Consider the following 17,612-nt stretch of genomic DNA (forward strand, 5'->3'; position numbering starts at 1 on the left):
AACCCCTTGTTCTGAGCTCATGTCCGGTTAGAGTGGTGTTCTAACCGGAGGTGTGGTGCGTGCGACTTACCCCTACAGAACGTGACCGGCTGCTGCTCTTCGGCGCCGCCGAGCTCGCCCGGGCCCGCCGGGCGCGCGGACTGAGACTCAACGTCCCCGAGGCGACCGCGCTGATCGCGGACACCGTCTGCGAGGCCGCCCGCGACGGGCGCAGGCTCGCCGAGGCGATCGCCGCGGCCCAGCGCGTCCTCGGCCCCGACGACGTCCTGCCGGGCGTCGCCGACGTGGTCACCGAGGTGCACGTGGAAGCCGTCTTCGACGACGGCTCACGGCTCGCCGTGGTCCCCGAGCCCCTGCGGGGCGCCGCCGGACTCGGCGCGGACGCCCCCGGCGCCGTGCTGCCGGGGCCGCAGCGCCCGGACCCCGAACCCGCCGTCCGGCTGGCCGTGCGCAACACCGCGCCCGTCCCGGTCAGCGTCACCTCGCACTTCCACTTCTTCGAGGCCAACCCGCGCCTCGACTTCGACCGCGCCGCCGCGTACGGGATGCGGCTGTGCGTCCCGGCCGGGTCCTCGGTCCGGTTCGACCCGGGCGGCGAGGGCGAGGTCGGACTCGTACCGATCGGCGGCGCCCGGGTCGCCATCGGCTTCGCCGGTCTCGTCGACGGGCCGCTGGACGCGCCCGGTGCCAAGGAAGAGGCCCTGCGCCGGGCCGCCGCCTGCGGCTATCTGGGCGCGGGAACCGAAGGAGCACGATCATGAGCAGGCCCAGCCCGCACAGCGACCACTGCGCCCCCGGCAGCCGGCACATCGACCCGCAGGAGTACGCGGCCGTCTTCGGGCCCCGGGCCGGGGACCGGATCCGGCTCGGCGACTCCGGGCTCACCGTCCGGGTGGAGTCCGACTCCCAGCGGCCCGGCGACGAGTTCCTCGCCGGGTTCGGCAAGACCGCCCGCGACGGGCTGCACCTGAAGGCCGCCGCCGTCCGCGAGACCTGTGACGTGGTGATCAGCAACGTCGTCGTCATCGACGCGATGCTCGGGATCCGCAAGGTCTCCATCGGCATCCGCGCGGGCCGTATCCACGCCATCGGGCGGGCCGGGAACCCGGACACGCTCGACGGGGTGGACGTGGTCGTCGGCACCGGGACCAGCATCGTCTCCGGCGAGGGGCTGATCGCCACCGCCGGCGCCGTGGACACCCATGTCCATCTGCTCTCGCCGCGCATCATGGAGGCCTCGCTCTCCTCCGGCGTCACCACCCTCATCGGCCAGGAGTTCGGGCCGGTGTGGGGCGTCGGCGTCAACTCGCCCTGGGCGCTGCGCAACGCCTTCGCCGCCTTCGACGCCTGGCCGGTCAACATCGGCTTCCTGGGCCGGGGTTCGTCCTCGGACGGCGCCCCGCTGGTGGAGGCGCTGGCGGAGGGCGGCGCCTGCGGGTTCAAGGTGCACGAGGACATGGGCGCGCACACGCGTGCGCTGGACACGGCGCTGCGGGTGGCGGAGGAGCACGACGTCCAGGTGGCGCTGCACAGCGACGGCCTGAACGAGTGCCTGTCGGTGGAGGACACCCTCAAGGTGCTGGAAGGGCGGACCATCCACGCCTTCCACATCGAGGGGTGCGGCGGCGGTCACGTCCCGAACGTGCTGAAGATGGCGGGCGTGCCGAATGTGATCGGCTCGTCCACCAACCCGACCCTGCCCTTCGGGCGGGACGCGGTCGCCGAGCACTACGGGATGATCGTCTCCGTCCACGGCCTGAAGCCCGACCTGCCGGGTGACGCCGCCATGGCCCGCGACCGCATCCGGGCCGGGACGATGGGCGCCGAGGACGTCCTGCACGATCTGGGCGCGATCGGCATCACCTCCTCCGACGCCCAGGGCATGGGCCGCGCGGGAGAGACCGTGCGCCGCACCTTCGCCATGGCCGGCAAGATGAAGGCCGAACTCGGCCCCCTGGAGGGCGACGGCGAGGGCGACGACAACGCGCGCGTGCTGCGCTACATCGCCAAGCTGACCATCAACCCCGCCCTCGCCCACGGCCTCGCCCATGAGATCGGCTCCATCGAGGTCGGCAAGATGGCCGACATCGTGCTGTGGCGCCCCGCCTTCTTCGGCGCCAAACCCCAGATGGTGCTCAAGTCCGGCTTCCCCGCGTGGGGTGTCACCGGTGACCCGAACGCGGCCACCGAGACCTGCGAACCCCTGGTCCTCGGCCCGCTCTTCGGCGCCCACGGCGCCACCCCGGCCGAGCTCTCCGTCGCCTTCGTGGCCCGCGCCGCCCTCGACCAGGGAAGCGATCTGATGCCGACCCGCCGGCGCCGGGTCGCCGTGCGCGGCACCCGCGGCATCGGCCCCGCCGACCTCGTCCTCAACTCCCGTACCGGAGCCGTGGACGTGGACGGCCGCACCGGCCTCGTCACCCTCGACGGCGACCCGCTGCGCTCGGAGCCCGCCGACTCCGTCTCCCTCAACCGCCTCTACTTCCTGTAAGGACCCCCTGATGTCTGCTGCGACGTCCGCTGCCGCCGACGGCTTCCGCATGCCCGCCGAGTGGGCCCCGCACGAGCGCACCTGGATGGCGTGGCCGGGCCCCAACGTCACCTTCTCCAGCGAGGAGGAGCTCGCCGAGTCCCGCGCCGCCTGGGCGTCCGTGGCCCGCACCGTGCGCCGCTTCGAGCCGGTCACCGTGGTCTGCGGCCCCGGTCAGAGCACCGAGGCGGCCGCCCTGCTCGGCCCGGACATCGAGCTCGTGGAGCGCGAGCTCGACGACGCCTGGATGCGCGACATCGGCCCAACCTTCCTGACCGACGGCTCCGAACTGGCCGCGGTCGACTGGACGTTCAACGGCTGGGGCGCCCAGGACTGGGCCCGCTGGGAGCACGACGCCAAGATCGGCGCGTATGTCTCGGACCTGGCCGGGGCGCGTACGTACACCTCCCGCCTGGTCAACGAGGGCGGCGCGATCCACGTGGACGGCGAGGGCACGGTCCTGCTCACCGAGTCCGTGCAGCTCGGGCCCGAGCGCAACCCGCACTGGACGCGCGAGCAGGTCGAGGCGGAGATCCACAGGATGCTCGGCACCCGCAAGGCGATCTGGCTGCCGCGCGGCCTGACCGCCGACTACCCGCCGCACGGCTACGGCACCCTGGGCCACGTCGACATCGTCGCCGCGTTCGCCCGCCCCGGTGTGGTCGTCGCCCACACCCAGCCCGACCCGGCCCACCCCGACCACGAGGTGTGCAAGGAGAACGTGGCGCTGCTGCGCGGCCAGACCGACGCCCGGGGCCGCAGCATCGAGGTCGTGGAGGTCCCCGCCCCGACCGTGCTCGCCGACGACGAGGGCTGGGTCGACTACTCGTATATCAACCACTACCTCTGCAACGGCGGCGTCGTGCTGTGCGGATTCGCCGACCCCCGCGACGAGAACGCGGCGGGCATCTTCCGCAAGCTGTTCCCCGACCGGACCGTCACCCTCGTCGACGCACGTACGATCTTCGCGGGAGGCGGTGGCATCCACTGCATCACCCAGCAGCAGCCCCGGGTGTGATCACCGGGGTGTGGTCCCGTGTGATCCAGGAGGAGCAGGCATGGCCGGTCCGGCCCGCGCGCGCAGGAACGCGCCGCCGCGCGAGGAGGTGCTGGCCGCCGCCATGGCCACCATCGCGGAGCGCGGTCTGGACAGCCTGACCATGGCCGGGCTCGGCCGCGAGGTCGGGATGTCCAGCGGCCACCTCCTCTACTACTTCCGCAGCAAGGACGAGCTGCTCCTGGAGACCCTGGAGTGGAGCGAGGGCCGGCTCGGCGACGAGCGCCGGGCCCTGCTCTCCCGGCCGGGCCCGGTCCGTGAACGTCTGGACGCCTATGTCGACCTGTACGTTCCGGACGGCGCCCGCGACCCGCACTGGATCCTGTGGCTGGAGGTGTGGAACCGTTCGCAGAACGCCGACGGCGACGCGCGCGCCCGCCAGGCCGCCATCGAGGGAGCCTGGCACCGCGACCTCGTCGCGCTCATCGCCGAGGGCGTCTCGCGCGGCGAGTTCCGCCCGGTCGACGCCGACCGCTTCGCGGCGAGACTGCGGGCGCTGCTCGACGGCTTCAGCGTCCATGTGGCGGTCGGCATACCCGGCACGGGCCGGCCCCAAGTCATGGACCACGTACGGGAGTTCGTGGACGAGTCGCTGACGGCTCGTCGGACCGGGCCCTGACGGGCCGCTGACCGGGCGCTGAACGCAACGTACGCAAGTACGCCTTATCGTTGCGGCCGCGACCCTTGTCGGCCGTGTCGGCCTGGGCCACCGTGATCTTCCATGGGACGAGAGCAGTGGAAGAAGATCTGGGTCGGCTCGGCCGGCAACATGGTCGAGTGGTTCGACTGGTTCGTGTACGCCACCTTCGCGGTGTACTTCGCGGACGCGTTCTTCCCGAAGGGGAACGAGACCGCGAACCTCATGAACACCATGGGGATCTTCGCCGTCGGCTTCTTCATGCGCCCGGTGGGCGGCTGGCTGCTCGGCCGCATCGGCGACCGCCGCGGCCGCAAGGCGGCGCTCACCCTGACCGTCACCCTGATGTCCGCCTCCGCGATCCTGATCGCGGTGGCGCCGACGTACGGGGTGGCCGGATACGGCGGCGTGGCGGTCCTGCTGGTCGCCCGGCTGCTCCAGGGCCTGTCGGTCGGCGGTGAGTACGCGGCCAGCGCCACCTATCTGACCGAGGCCTCCGCCCCGGAGCGCCGCGGCTTCGCCTCCAGCTTCCAGTACGTCTCGATGACCGCGGGCCAGCTCGTCGGCCTCGGTCTGCTGATCGTCATGCAGCGCACGATGTCCGAGCACGCGCTGCACAGCTGGGGCTGGCGGGTCCCCTTCGTCGTGGGCGCGCTGGGCGCGGCGGTCGTCTTCTATCTGCGCCGCAGCATGCTGGAGACCGAGGTGTACGAGCAGTCCGGCGCGGCGCGGGACGAGGAGCGGGGCACGCTGAAGGCGCTGTGGCGCCACCGCCGGGAGGCGTTCCTGGTCGTCGCGCTGACGATGGGCGGCACGGTGGCGTACTACACGTACACCACCTATCTGACGAAGTTCCTCTCCAAGAGCGCGGGCATGCCGAAGCCGACGGCCTCGCTGGTGTCGTTCTGCGCGCTCTTCGTCTTCATGTGCCTCCAGCCGCTGGCGGGCATGCTCTCCGACCGGATCGGCCGCCGTCCGCTGCTGATCACCTTCGCGGTCGGCTCGACGTTCCTGACCGTGCCGATCATGACGATGCTCAAGCACGCGGGCACGTTCTGGCCGGCCTTCGGTCTGGCGCTGCTGGCCCTGGTGGTGGTGACGGGCTACACGTCCATCAACGCGTGCGTGAAGGCGGAGCTGTTCCCGACCGGCATCCGCGCCCTGGGCGTGGCCCTCCCGTACGCCGTCGCCAACGCGCTCTTCGGCGGCACGGCGGAGTACGTGGCGCTGTGGTTCAAGAAGGCGGACATGGAGTCCGGCTTCTACTGGTACGTGGCGGGCTGCGCGGCGGTGAGCCTGGTGGTGTACCTGACGATGAGGGAGACGCGAACGATCGACCTGAGTCGTGTCTCCGCTCCGGCTGGACCGGTGCCGTCCGCTGGGGGCAGCCGTTCCGCTGGAGCGGAGCCCCGGGGGAACGGGGTGCCCGCATCCTGAGACCCCGGTCCACCCCGTGGTGGCCCTGTGGCAGACTGGAACCGTGCTCGCCTTCCTCATGATTATGGACAGCAGCGCGCCGGTCCGCAGTGACCGCTGACCCCGCGGCAAACCCCCGCGGCAGCGGCATCGTGCCCCAGACCCGCGCGCAGACCCTTCGCACCCGCGAGGGGTCTTTTCGTTTCCCGGCCCACCACGGCCGGACGCGAGCCGCACGCGATGATGGGGGCAGTGGAGCCAGAGAATCCGGAGCCACTCACCCGACAGGAGTCACACCAGCATGACGGTCAACGAGGCACCCGAAGAGAGCCATCGCGTCGACAGCGCCGATCGCGTCGACGACGGGTTTCACGTCTTCGACACCACGCTGCGCGACGGCGCCCAGCGCGAGGGCATCAACCTCACCGTCGCGGACAAGCTGACGATCGCCCGGCACCTGGACGACTTCGGAGTGGGCTTCATCGAGGGCGGCTGGCCCGGCGCCAACCCCCGCGACACGGAGTTCTTCGCCCGCGCCAAGCAGGAGATCACCTTCCGGAACGCCCAGCTGGTGGCGTTCGGGGCGACCCGCCGCCCGGGCGGCAGCGCGGCCACGGACCCGCAGGTCAAGGCGCTGCTGGCGTCCGGTGCTCCGGTGATCACCCTGGTCGCCAAGTCCCACGACCGCCATGTCGAGCTCGCCCTGCGCACCACGCTGGACGAGAACCTGGAGATGGTCCGGGACACGGTCTCCCATCTGCGCGAGCAGGGCCGCCGCGTCTTCGTCGACTGCGAGCACTTCTTCGACGGGTACCGGGCCAACCCCGAGTACGCCAAGTCGGTCGTCCGGGCCGCGAGCGAGGCCGGCGCCGACGTCGTCGTCCTCTGCGACACCAACGGTGGCATGCTCCCCGCCCAGATCCAGGCCGTGGTCGCCACCGTCCTCGCCGACACCGGCGCGCGCCTGGGCATCCACGCCCAGGACGACACCGGCTGCGCCGTCGCCAACACCCTCGCCGCCGTCGACGCGGGCGCGACGCACGTCCAGTGCACCGCCAACGGCTACGGCGAGCGGGTCGGCAACGCCAACCTGTTCCCGGTGGTGGCCGCCCTGGAGCTGAAGTACGGCAAGAAGGTCCTGCCCGAGGGCGCGCTGGCCGAGATGACCCGTATCTCGCACGCCATCGCCGAGGTCGTGAACCTGACCCCATCCACCCACCAGCCGTACGTGGGCGTCTCCGCCTTCGCCCACAAGGCGGGCCTGCACGCCTCGGCGATCAAGGTCGACCCGGACCTCTACCAGCACATCGACCCGGGCCTGGTCGGCAACCGCATCCGGATGCTGGTCTCCGACATGGCGGGCCGCGCCTCCATCGAGCTCAAGGGCAAGGAGCTCGGCGTCGAACTCGGCGGCGACCGCGAGCTGGTCGGCCGGGTCGTCGCCCGGGTCAAGGAGCGCGAGCTCAAGGGCTACACGTACGAGGCCGCCGACGCCTCCTTCGAACTCCTCCTGCGCGCCGAGGCCGAGGGCCGGGCCCGCAAGTACTTCCGCGTCGAGTCCTGGCGCGCGATCGTCGAGGACCGCCCCGACGGCACCCACGCCAACGAGGCCACGGTGAAGCTGTGGGCCAAGGGCGAGCGGATCGTCGCGACGGCGGAGGGCAACGGCCCGGTCAACGCCCTCGACCGCGCCCTGCGGGTGGGCCTGGAGCGCATCTATCCCCAGCTCGCCAAGCTGGAACTGGTCGACTACAAGGTCCGCATCCTGGAGGGCCGCCACGGCACGGACTCCACGACCCGGGTCCTGATCACGACGACGGACGGGTCGGGGGAGTGGGCCACGGTGGGGGTGGCGACCAACATCATCGGGGCGTCCTGGGGGGCACTGGAGGATGCGTACACGTACGGGCTGCTACGCGCGGGCGTCGAGCCGACGGAGTAGTTGCCGGGTGCTTCGTCTGCTGCGGAGTGGTGGCTGGTCGCGCAGTTCCCCGCGCCCCTAGGTGCCTAGGGGCGCGGGGAACTGCGCGAGAAGCGGCCACGACCCGCAGACGAAGACCGGGCACAAGAAGGGGCGCGGGGAACTGCGCGACCAGCCACCCACGGTCCGCAGACGAACCCCGGGACCCATTTGCCCGTTTCGCGAGGGACTCGGGTAGCGTCAAGAGCATGAGGCTCCGCGTACTGCCCGCGTCCATCGCCGCCGCCGCGCTCATCGCACTGACCCCCGTGGCCACGGCCACCGCGGCCCCCGCCGCCCCCGCGGCAAGCGGCGTCGCCGAAGTCGCCGCCGCGCTCAAGAAGGCCCCGGTCTACGTGGACCCCGCCGCCACGGCCCAGCTGAGTCCCGCCCAGGCCGACGCCCTGGCCAAGAAGATCAAGGACGCCGACAAGCCGCTCTTCGTCGCCGTGCTGCCCGCGACCGCCGCGTACCCGAAGAACACCCTGCTGCGGAACCTCCGTACGGACACCGGCGTCACCGGCCTCTACGCCGTCCGCCTCGGCGGCGCGTTCAACGCCGGCGCCGACCGCAAGGTCATCTCGCCGCAGGCCGTGGACAACCTGAAGACGGCGGTACGGGATCCCGGTACGGCCACGGACGCGTCGACGCAGCTCAACGCGTTCGTGGACCGGGCCCTGCCCACGATGCGCGGGCACGCCCCGGCCTCGTGGGGCGGCTCGGCCTCGTCCGGCTCGTCCGGCTCGGACGGCGGTGCCTCCGCCACGGCCCTCGTCACCACCGGCGCGATCGTCGTCGCGGGCGGCGCCGGAGCGTACGCCCTGGTGCGGCGCCGTCGGAAGAGGAGGGCCGAGGAGGAGCGGGCCGCGCTCCAGCGGCTCCAGGTGGTCGTGGACGAGGACATCACCGCGTTCGGCGAGGAGCTGGACCGGCTGGATTTCCATCCGGCGGAGGCGGGCGCGGACGACGCGATGCGCGCCGACTACGAGCGGGCGCTCGACTCGTACGAGACCTCGAAGACCCTGATGGCGGCGGCCCGGCACCCCGCCGACGTCCGAGGGGTCACCCAGGCCCTGGAGGACGGGCGGTTCTCGCTCGCCACCCTCGCCGCCCGCCGCGAGCACCGGCCGCTGCCCGAGCGGCGGGCCCCCTGCTTCTTCGACCCGCGCCACGGCCCCTCAGTCGAGGACGCGACCTGGTCCCCGGCGGGCGGCGCCCCGCGCGAGGTCCCGGTCTGCCTCGCGGACGCGACGCGGCTGCGGGACGGGCAGGATCCGCTGGTACGGGAGGTCGAGACGGACGGGGGCCGGCGTCCGTACTACGACGCGGGGCCGGCGTACGGGCCGTGGGCCGGAGGCTACTTCGGCGGGGGCATGCTGCCCGGGCTGCTCATGGGCACGATGCTGGGCTCGATGCTCGCCACCCCCGCGTACGCGGCGGACTACGGCGGCGCGGACTTCGCGGGGGCGGCGGGGCAGGGGTACGGCGGTGGGGACGTCTCCGGGGCCGACTTCGACTCGTCGGACTTCGGGGGCGGGTGGGGCGACGGGGGAGGGTTCGGGGGCGGCGGGGACGGTGGTGGCGGCGGCTTCGACGGAGGCGGCGGCTGGTGAACCAGCTGGTCACGCCGCCTTGATGGCCGAGATGTCGAGGGTCAGCTTGACCTTGTCGCTGACGACGACGCCGCCGGTCTCGAGCGCGGCGTTCCAGGTCAGGCCCCAGTCGGAGCGCAGGATGTCGGCGCTGCCCTCGAAGCCGACGCGCTGGTTGCCGTAGGGGTCGGTGGCCGAGCCGTTGAACTCCAGCTCGATGGCGAGCGGCTTGGTGACATCCTTGATGGTGAGGTCGCCGACGATGCGGTACTTGTCGCCGCCGAGCTGCTGGGCGGCGGTGGAGCGGAAGGTCATGAGGGGGAACTGCTCGGCGTCGAAGAAGTCGGCGCTGCGGAGGTGGGTGTCGCGGTCGCCGATGCCGGTGTCGACGGAGGCGATCTTGACGTCGATGACGGCGGCGGAGGCGGCGGGGTCGGTGCCGTCGAGGGTGAGGGTGCCCTCGTGCTCGCCGAACGAGCCGCGGACGTTGGTGACCATGGCGTGACGGACGGTGAAGCCGATGCTGCTGTGGGCGGGGTCGATGGTGTAGGTGCCGGTGAGGGCGGCGAGGGCGGGGTCTACGGGGGCGGGGGTCGTGGTGGTGGCGGTGCTGGTGGCGGTCTTGCGGGCGAAGATTCCCATGGCGGTGATGCTCCTTCGGCAGTCGGTTGAATGTTCAACAAGGTCGACTGTAGACCTATTCCGTTCAAGTTTCAACAACTGCTGGGGGGTCCTTTCGATGCCTGCGGCGCAGGGTTGAGGTCCGGTGGGGGTGGCGCAGGTCCGGTGGTGGGGTGGGTGGGGGCGCGGAGGGGTGTCTCCTCTCTCGTCGCGCGTACGGCCTCCACAAGCCTTCCGGCCACTGATGCGCTCCTCCTTGCGGGGACACCCCTCCACACCCCCACCCACGCAGGTCATCAGCGACCCCCCCACCGCACACACAAAGGCCACAGACAACACCCCCCGAGCCCCCGTCTTTAATCTTTTAGGGGCGCGAGGAACGGCGCGAGCAACCGACCACGACCCGCAGACAAAGACGGGTTTAGGGGCGCGGGGAACTGCGCGAGCAACCGACCACGACCCGCAGACAAAGACGGGTTTAGGGGCGCGGGGAACGGCGCGAGCAACCCGCCACTCAGTCGCAGGCGAAAGGGGTCGGGGCGAAGCCCGGAGGGGGCGCAGGGCGGGGCGAAGCCCAGGCGTCAGTACCGAGGCGGCGGCCCGGGCGCAGGCCCCAGCGTCGTCGTCCCCGGCGCAGCCCGATACCCCAGCCCCGTCCGATACGCATCGAGCGCCGCCTCCGTACGCCCAGCACGCCGCAACAGATCCCCGAGCAGCCGGCAGAGGTCGGCCAGATCCCCGGTGGCCCCGCTGCGCTCAAGCAGGCCGAGCGCCGTCACATAGTGCTCCTCCGCCACGTCGAGCTCACCGCGCTCCTCGTGGATCAGCCCGAGAAGGCGGTGGGCCCCGCCCGCGTGGACCGCCCCGTGGTGGTCCCCCAGCTCCGGTGCCGGATCCACGAGCGGGGTGAGGAGCGAGGCCGCCTCCTCGTGGCGGCCGAGGCGGCGCAGGACGTCGGCCAGTTCCACCTCGACCTGGCAGGTGAAGAGCATGGCCCGCTTGGCGGCGAGCATGTCGCGAGCCGTACGCAACTCCCGTTCGGCCAAGGCGAGTTCGCCGTCCTGGGCGTACACATAGCCCCGCATCCAGTGGCAGTGCGCCAGATCCGTCCGCAGGCGGAGCTGGCGGTAGACCGCCTGGGCCTTGGCGAGCGAGGCGTCCGCGTCCGCCGTGCGGCCCTCGGCCAGGAAGGTGCGGGCGACCTGGCGGTGCATCCCGGCGACGAGAGCCGGGTCGGAGACCTGGGGCGCCAGGGCGAGGGCCAGTTCGGCGGCGTGCGCGGCGCGGGCCTGGGCGCCCATGTCCAGGTACGGGCCGATGATCGCCGAGTAGAGGAGCACCAGGGATTCCGGGTCGTTGAGACCCGTTGTCCCCAGTTCGTCGATCGTGGATTCCAGCAGGTAGCAGGCATAGCGCAGCTCGCCCGCCAGGACGTGGGCGATCGCCCGGCCCCGGATCGCCCGCGCCCGGCGCGGCAGCGGCTCGCCCACCTGCTGGCGCTCGGCCGCCTCGAAGTGCCGTATGGCGTCGGCCAGTTCGCCGGTCTCCAGGGCGCACTCGCCGAGGCCCAGCAGCGCTTCCGCCTGTTCGGGGAGCAGGTCGTGCAGCTCGGCCTCGGTGAGGAGTTGGCGGTAGCGCACGGCCGCCTCGTCCGCGTCCCCGGTCGCCAGCAGTTGCTGCGCGTCGGTGAGGCCCAGGCGCAGCTCGGTGGCGAGCTGGGCGGGGCGGCCCGTGGCCAGCTCCTCGTAGCTGGTGCCCAGGCGCTCCGCCAGGTGCCGCAGGGCCGCTTCGGACGGCCTGACCCTGCCTGATTCAAGGGTCGACACATAGGCGGGGGTGTAGGCGGGCTCCGCCAACTGCCGCTGGGTGAGTCCCCGTTCGGCGCGCAGCCGCTGCACCCGGCGGCCGATCACGGCAGGTTCGTCCATCGCGTCTCCCTGGTACCGAGGCATTGCGCATGTCCCGTGCGCCCCCTAACTTAAGCGAGCCGTTCAATGGATTTACCCGACTGCTTAACTTCCGTCACTGGGGGAGGACTTCATGCGCTCAGCCTTGCGTCTGCGCAGAACCATAGCGGCGACCGGACTTGCCGGGTCCGTCGTTGCCGCGCTCCTGTCCGGGCCCGCCGCGGCCGCCGGTTCTCCCGCGCCCCGGCCGCGCGTCGAGGTCGAGATACCCGGGCCGGAAGGGGCCTCTGTCGCCGGGTCCGGGCATGTCTCCGTACCGGCTGGTGGTGTCGGTCGGTCGAGTGGCCGGCTCTCGGCGCGGGCCGCTGAGGCCGATGGGGATGTCAGCGAGATCGTCGACAACGGGCCCAGCGCCGACCGGCTCGACGTGGTGATCGTGGGCGACGGGTACACCGTCGACCAGCTGGACCGGTTCCATGCCGATGCCAGGGCCAAGTGGGGGGAGGTGGCGGGGGTCGAGCCCTACACCACGTATCAGAACCTCTTCAACGTGTGGACGGTGGACGCCGTCTCCGCCCAGTCCGGTGTGTCCGGTGACCCCGCGCAGGGCGATGTGAAGAGCACTGCTCTGGGGTCCTCCTTCTGGTGCGATGGCATCGAGCGGCTGTTGTGCGTCGACCAGGACAAAGTTGACTCGTACGTCGCCAAGGCTCCGCAGGCTGATCTGGTGATCGTGCTGGCCAACAGCACGAAGTACGGTGGCGCCGGGTACAACGAGCCCAGTCAGAAGCTCGGTTACGAGGGGATCTCCACCGCGTCCGCCGGCAACGCCAAGTCCGGGCAGGTCGCCATCCACGAGACCGGGCACTCGCTGGGCAAGCTCGCCGACGAGTACTTCTACCCGGGCACACCCGGCTACGAGCACTACTCCGGGCCCGAGGTCGCCGAGTCCAACATCTCCGTGCTGAGCGCCGCGCAGATGTCCGCGCAGCGGACCAAGTGGTACCGGTGGCTCGGGGAGTCCTCGCCCGACGGGGGAGTGGTGGGAGCCTATGAAGGGGGCGGGTACTACGTCACCGGGCTCAATCGGCCCACCGACAACTCGATCATGCGTATTCTCGGCAAGCCCTTCAGCCTTCCCGGGCGTGAGGCGATGATCGCCGGGTTCTATCGGCACGCCTCGATCGCCACCGCCGCCGTGCCGACCGCGCGGACCCTGGGCGTGCGCGACAAGGCGCGGGTGTCCGTGCCCCAGTTGGTGGGAGCTGGCCAGGTGAGGATCCGGTGGTATCTGGACGGGCGTGAGCTCACCCGGTTCGAGGGGCGCACCTGGCTCGGTGTCGCGCAGGCCGTCATCTCCCCGTGGGACCACAAGACCCATCAGCTGAAGGTGACCGTCACCGACGGGACCGCCTCGGTGCGGGATCCGCAGATCCTCGCCGGGCTGACCGACAGTGTGGTGTGGACCGTACGTCGGTAAGCGCTTGCTGCTCGGTGTGTCCGGGGCATTGAAGCTCCGGGCACGCCGTGCTAGACCATCGGGCAGCGGTCTACACCAGTTCCCCTCCGGGAGTTCCCTGTGTCCTTGCTGCCGTCCCGTCGTGCCTTCCTCGCTGTGGCGGGGGCAAGCGCTCTCGCCCTGACTGTTGCGTCCGAGGCCGCCGCCGTCGATGAGTTCGCTCTTCTGCGGGCGCGGTGGCGTGATCTCTCGCTCGGGACCGGCTTCGACCCCGGTGTCGAGCCCTATGTTTCGCGGCTCAAGGAGACCGGTGACCGGGCGCGGGAGCTCCGCGCCTCGATGGTCCTGGGTGACCACTCGCTTTGGGCGGACTGCCCGTTCGATCCGCCCGCCGGGATCACCCAGAGCTATGGGCGGTTGTGGGCCATGGCTCAGGCCTTTCTTCAGCCCGGTACGGGTCTGAGTGGTGACACCGGTCTGCTCCGTGATGTGCTGGCCGGTCTCGATCATGTGGGGGCGAAGGTCTACAACCCTTCGGTCGTCCGGTACGGCAACTGGTGGGAGTGGCAGATCGGGAGTCCTCGGCTGCTGACCGATCTCGTCAACGCGCTCTACGAGTGGGTGGGGGAGGCGCGGGTGCAGGCCGCCTGTGCCGCTGTCGACCATTTCGTGCCGGACTCCGTGTTCGCCGACTACTCGGGCACCTCCACCGGCGCCAACCGCGTCGACCTCTGCCGCTCGGTCGCCGTGCGCGGGGCCATCGGCCGCGCCTCCGCCAAGCTCGCCCTGGCCCGCGACGCCCTCTCGCCGGTCTTCCCGTACGTCACCAAGGGCGACGGCCTCTACGCAGACGGATCGTTCATCCAGCACACCTGGGTCGCCTACTCCGGTACGTACGGACAGGTCCTGCTCGACGGGCTCGGGCGGCTCTTCACGCTGCTCGCCGGGACCAGTTGGGCCGTCACCGATCCGAACCGGCAGATCATCCTCGACAGTGTCGAGCGTGCCTATGCGCCGCTCATCCACAACGGGCTCGTCATGGACAGCGTCAACGGACGTGCGGTGAGCCGGGGGTATCTGCTCGCCGACGATCTGCGGGTCATGCGCAGTGATCACTTCCATGGGGAGGGGCTGATGGCCGCTGTCGCCGTTCTCGCGGGGGGAGCTTCGGCAGGGGAGCGGGAGCGGTGGTACGGGCTGATCAAGGGGTGGGTCCAGCGGGACCCCGGCCACCCGGTGCTCGCCGCCCGGCAGTTCGGGGTCGCCGATCTCGCCCGGCTCCAGGCCGTCGTGGACTCGCCCGTGGCCGCCACGCCCCAGCCCGTCGGGCACACCCACTTCGCCGCCATGGACCGGGTGGTGCACAGACGGCCCGGCTGGACCGCCAACATCGCCATGAGCTCGGAGCGGATCGCGTACTACGAGTGCGGCAACGGCGAGAACCCGCGCGGCTGGCACACCGGCGCCGGAATGCTCTACTGGTGGCCGGGGGAGCAGGGCAACGACCAGTACACGGACTGGTTCTGGCCGACCGTGGACCCCTACCGGCTGCCGGGGACCACCGTGTCCACCAAGCGGCTCGCGGACCGGGCGGGCGGTGAGTGGGGTGCGGCCAGGCCCGCCGTGCAGTGGGTCGGCGGGGTGAGCGACGGGGAGTTCGGAGCCGTCGGCCAGCATGTGAAGGGGCTCGGCTCCACGCTGGAGGCGCGCAAGTCCTGGTTCTGCACCTCGGGGACGGTCATCTGCCTCGGGGCCGGGATCACCGCCAGTGACGGTGTGCCGGTCGAGACCGTCGTCGACAACCGCAACCTGGGGGAGGGCGACAGCGGCGCCTTCACCCGGGGCAGCCGGTGGGCCCATCTGGAGGGGCACGGCGGCTGGGTCCTGCCCGGCGGCACCACCGCCCTGCACACCCTGCGCGAGGCCAGGGCCGGGGCGTGGAGCGACATCAACACCACCAGCTCGACCGAGCGGCGCACCCGGACCTATCAGACGCTGTGGCTGGACCACGGGGTCGACCCGGTGGGGGCCTCCTACAGCTACCAGCTGATGCCGGGCGCCTCCCGGCAGACCGTCGCGGCCCGTGCCGCCGACCCCGGCTGGCTGTCCGTGCTCTCCAACACCGCCGCCTGCCAGGCCGTGTCCGTGCCCGCGCTCGACCTGGTGTGCGCCAACTTCTGGCAGGCCGGTGGCGTCGGGCCGCTGTCGGTCTCCGCGCCCGCGAGCGTCCTCGTACGGAGCAAAGGGGCCACGGCCACCCTCCGGGTGAGCGAGCCGCCGCGCACCGGGCAGCCCTTCGAGGTCGTCTGGAGACATCCTGTCCGGCGGGTGACCAGTGCCGATTCCTCGGTGGAGGTGCTCGCCGCCGGCCAGGAGCTGCGGCTGCGGATCACGCCCGGCACGGCGGGCGCCAGTCATCGTTGTGATGTGGCTCTCATGTGATGCCGTTGTTGGACCTCTACAACGCAGGACCCTGGTGAGCTGGCACTTCGCCTGCATAGCGGGATTGTTCTGTTCAGGGCTACCAGGAAAAAGGTCCGGAGACTGTACGGAGTCGACGGCGGGAAATTCTTGGTCGGCTTCGTAGGGTCGATGCATGACCGTTGTGGACGAAATCCCGGGTGAGCCGAGTGACGCGCGTGGCCGCGTGGCCGAGCTGCTGGCCCTGCGCGAGCAGGCCCGGCGCGGGCCGAGCGGGCGCGCCACCGAGGCGCAGCACGCCAAGGGCAAGCTGACCGCGCGCGAGCGGATCGACCTGCTCCTCGACCCGGGTTCGTTCAAGGAGGTCGAGCAGCTGCGGCGGCACCGGGCCACCGGCTTCGGCCTGGAGGCCAAGAAGCCGTACACGGACGGTGTCATCACCGGCTGGGGCACGGTCGAGGGCCGTACGGTCTTCGTCTACGCACACGACTTCCGCATCTTCGGCGGCGCCCTGGGCGAGGCCCACGCCACGAAGATCCACAAGATCATGGACATGGCCATCGCGGCCGGGGCGCCCCTGGTGTCCCTGAACGACGGCGCCGGCGCCCGTATCCAGGAGGGCGTCAGCGCCCTCGCCGGCTACGGCGGCATCTTCCAGCGCAACACGCGGGCCTCGGGTGTCATCCCGCAGATCTCCGTGATGCTCGGCCCCTGCGCGGGCGGCGCGGCCTACAGCCCGGCGCTCACCGACTTCGTCTTCATGGTCCGCGAGACCTCCCAGATGTTCATCACCGGCCCGGACGTCGTCCGCGCGGTGACCGGCGAGGAGATCACCCAGAACGGCCTCGGCGGCGCGGATGTGCACGCCGAGACCTCGGGCGTGGCGCACTTCGCGTACGACGACGAGGAGACCTGCCTGGCGGAGGTGCGCTACCTCCTGTCGATGCTCCCCTCCAACAACCGCGAGAACCCGCCGTCGCACCCCAGCGAGGACCCGGCGAACCGGCGCGGCGACGTGCTGCTCGACCTGGTGCCCGCCGACGGCAACCGCCCGTACGACATGCACAAGGTGATCGAGGAGCTCGTCGACGACGGCGACTACCTGGAGATCCACGAGCGCTGGGCCCGCAACATCATCTGCGCGCTGGCCCGGCTCGACGGCCAGGTCGTGGGCATCGTGGCCAACCAGCCGCAGTCGCTCGCGGGCGTGCTGGACATCGAGGCCTCGGAGAAGGCCGCCCGTTTCGTCCAGATGTGCGATGCTTTCAACATCCCGATCGTCACCCTTCTGGACGTGCCCGGCTTCCTGCCCGGCGTCGACCAGGAGCACGGTGGAATCATCCGGCACGGCGCGAAGCTGCTGTACGCGTACTGCAACGCCACCGTGCCCCGGATCTCGCTGATCCTGCGCAAGGCCTACGGCGGGGCGTACATCGTCATGGACTCCCAGTCCATCGGTGCCGACCTCACCTATGCCTGGCCCACCAACGAGATCGCGGTGATGGGCGCCGAAGGCGCCGCCAACGTCATCTTCCGCAAGCAGATCGCGGAGGCCGAGGACCCCGAGGCGATGCGGGTACGCATGGTCAAGGAGTACAAGGCCGAGCTGATGCACCCGTACTACGCGGCCGAGCGGGGCCTGGTCGACGACGTCATCGACCCCGCCGAGACCCGCGAGGTGCTCATCGCCTCCCTCGCGATGCTGCGCACCAAGCACGCCGACCTGCCGTCCCGCAAGCACGGCAACCCGCCTCAGTAACGAGGAGCCCGAGTGAACACCCCGACTTCTTCCCCTTCCGTCCTTCGTGTGGAGAAGGGCGAGGCGGCGCCGGAGGAGCTGGCGGCCATCACGGCCGTACTGCTCGCCCGCGCGGCCGCCCAGTCCGCCCCGGCCCCCTCGCGCGGCCGCGACACGGCCGGCTGGCGCCGCCTGGAACGCACCCCGGGCTTCCGCGCCCCGCATTCCTGGCAGGGCTAGCGCTTCGCTGGGGGCGGTGGCGGTCGTCTGCGGG

General features: G+C 71.3%; 13 protein-coding genes. 11 read left to right on the plus strand and 2 right to left on the minus strand.

The genetic code is table 11. The annotated features are described in order from the left end of the window. The first annotated feature begins 59 nt into the window (after positions 1–59). The 7 genes from ureA (at position 60) to ABD236_RS18225 (ending at position 9,213) form a co-directional block, all read left to right on the plus strand. The gene (ureA, locus tag ABD236_RS18195) at positions 60–761 is read left to right on the plus strand and encodes an urease subunit gamma (protein WP_344074826.1); all 702 of its coding nucleotides are present in this window, start codon (positions 60–62) and stop codon (positions 759–761) included. Continuing rightward, complete coding sequence (locus tag ABD236_RS18200; RefSeq protein WP_344074827.1) at positions 758–2,491, plus strand: urease subunit alpha; 1,734 nt, start codon at positions 758–760, stop codon at positions 2,489–2,491. Before ureA ends, ABD236_RS18200 begins: the two co-directional genes overlap by 4 nt. Before the next feature lie 10 nt (positions 2,492–2,501). Continuing rightward, positions 2,502–3,548, plus strand: coding sequence for an agmatine deiminase family protein (locus ABD236_RS18205; protein WP_344074828.1), 1,047 nt, complete (start codon positions 2,502–2,504; stop codon positions 3,546–3,548). A gap of 40 nt (positions 3,549–3,588) precedes the next feature. Continuing rightward, the gene (locus tag ABD236_RS18210; protein ID WP_344074829.1) at positions 3,589–4,206 is read left to right on the plus strand and encodes a TetR/AcrR family transcriptional regulator; all 618 of its coding nucleotides are present in this window, start codon (positions 3,589–3,591) and stop codon (positions 4,204–4,206) included. Positions 4,207–4,308: 102 nt separating this feature from the next. Beyond that, positions 4,309–5,661, plus strand: a complete 1,353-nt coding sequence (locus ABD236_RS18215) for an MFS transporter (protein WP_344074831.1) — start codon at positions 4,309–4,311, stop codon at positions 5,659–5,661. A gap of 280 nt (positions 5,662–5,941) precedes the next feature. Next, positions 5,942–7,582, plus strand: coding sequence for a citramalate synthase (gene cimA / locus ABD236_RS18220; protein ID WP_344074832.1), 1,641 nt, complete (start codon positions 5,942–5,944; stop codon positions 7,580–7,582). Positions 7,583–7,809: 227 nt separating this feature from the next. After that, on the plus strand, positions 7,810–9,213 hold the full coding sequence (locus ABD236_RS18225) for a hypothetical protein (protein WP_344074833.1): 1,404 nt from the start codon (positions 7,810–7,812) through the stop codon (positions 9,211–9,213). 9 nt (positions 9,214–9,222) lie between these two features. Here ABD236_RS18225 and ABD236_RS18230 read toward each other — a convergent pair whose 3' ends face one another. Continuing rightward, a complete protein-coding gene (locus tag ABD236_RS18230; protein WP_344074834.1) occupies positions 9,223–9,834 on the minus strand; it encodes a YceI family protein in 612 nt (203 codons plus the stop codon). 560 nt (positions 9,835–10,394) lie between these two features. Next, positions 10,395–11,741 (minus strand): helix-turn-helix domain-containing protein, encoded by a 1,347-nt coding sequence (locus tag ABD236_RS18235; protein ID WP_344074835.1) that lies wholly within the window; start codon positions 11,739–11,741, stop codon positions 10,395–10,397. A 112-nt stretch (positions 11,742–11,853) separates the two neighbouring features. Between ABD236_RS18235 and ABD236_RS18240 the strand changes: the two genes are divergently transcribed. The 4 genes from ABD236_RS18240 (at position 11,854) to ABD236_RS18255 (ending at position 17,578) form a co-directional block, all read left to right on the plus strand. Then, a complete protein-coding gene (locus tag ABD236_RS18240) occupies positions 11,854–13,200 on the plus strand; it encodes a M64 family metallopeptidase (RefSeq protein WP_344074836.1) in 1,347 nt (448 codons plus the stop codon). A 99-nt stretch (positions 13,201–13,299) separates the two neighbouring features. After that, positions 13,300–15,621 (plus strand): polysaccharide lyase 8 family protein, encoded by a 2,322-nt coding sequence (locus ABD236_RS18245; RefSeq protein WP_425543899.1) that lies wholly within the window; start codon positions 13,300–13,302, stop codon positions 15,619–15,621. Positions 15,622–15,775: 154 nt separating this feature from the next. Beyond that, entirely contained in the window at positions 15,776–17,359 is a 1,584-nt protein-coding gene (locus ABD236_RS18250; protein ID WP_344074837.1) for an acyl-CoA carboxylase subunit beta, read from the plus strand. Between the two features lie 12 nt (positions 17,360–17,371). After that, entirely contained in the window at positions 17,372–17,578 is a 207-nt protein-coding gene (locus ABD236_RS18255) for an acyl-CoA carboxylase subunit epsilon (RefSeq protein ID WP_067164654.1), read from the plus strand. The last annotated feature ends 34 nt before the right edge of the window (positions 17,579–17,612 follow it).

The sequence above is a fragment of the Streptomyces crystallinus genome (assembly GCF_039521265.1).
In the GTDB taxonomy this organism is placed as follows: domain Bacteria; phylum Actinomycetota; class Actinomycetes; order Streptomycetales; family Streptomycetaceae; genus Streptomyces; species Streptomyces crystallinus.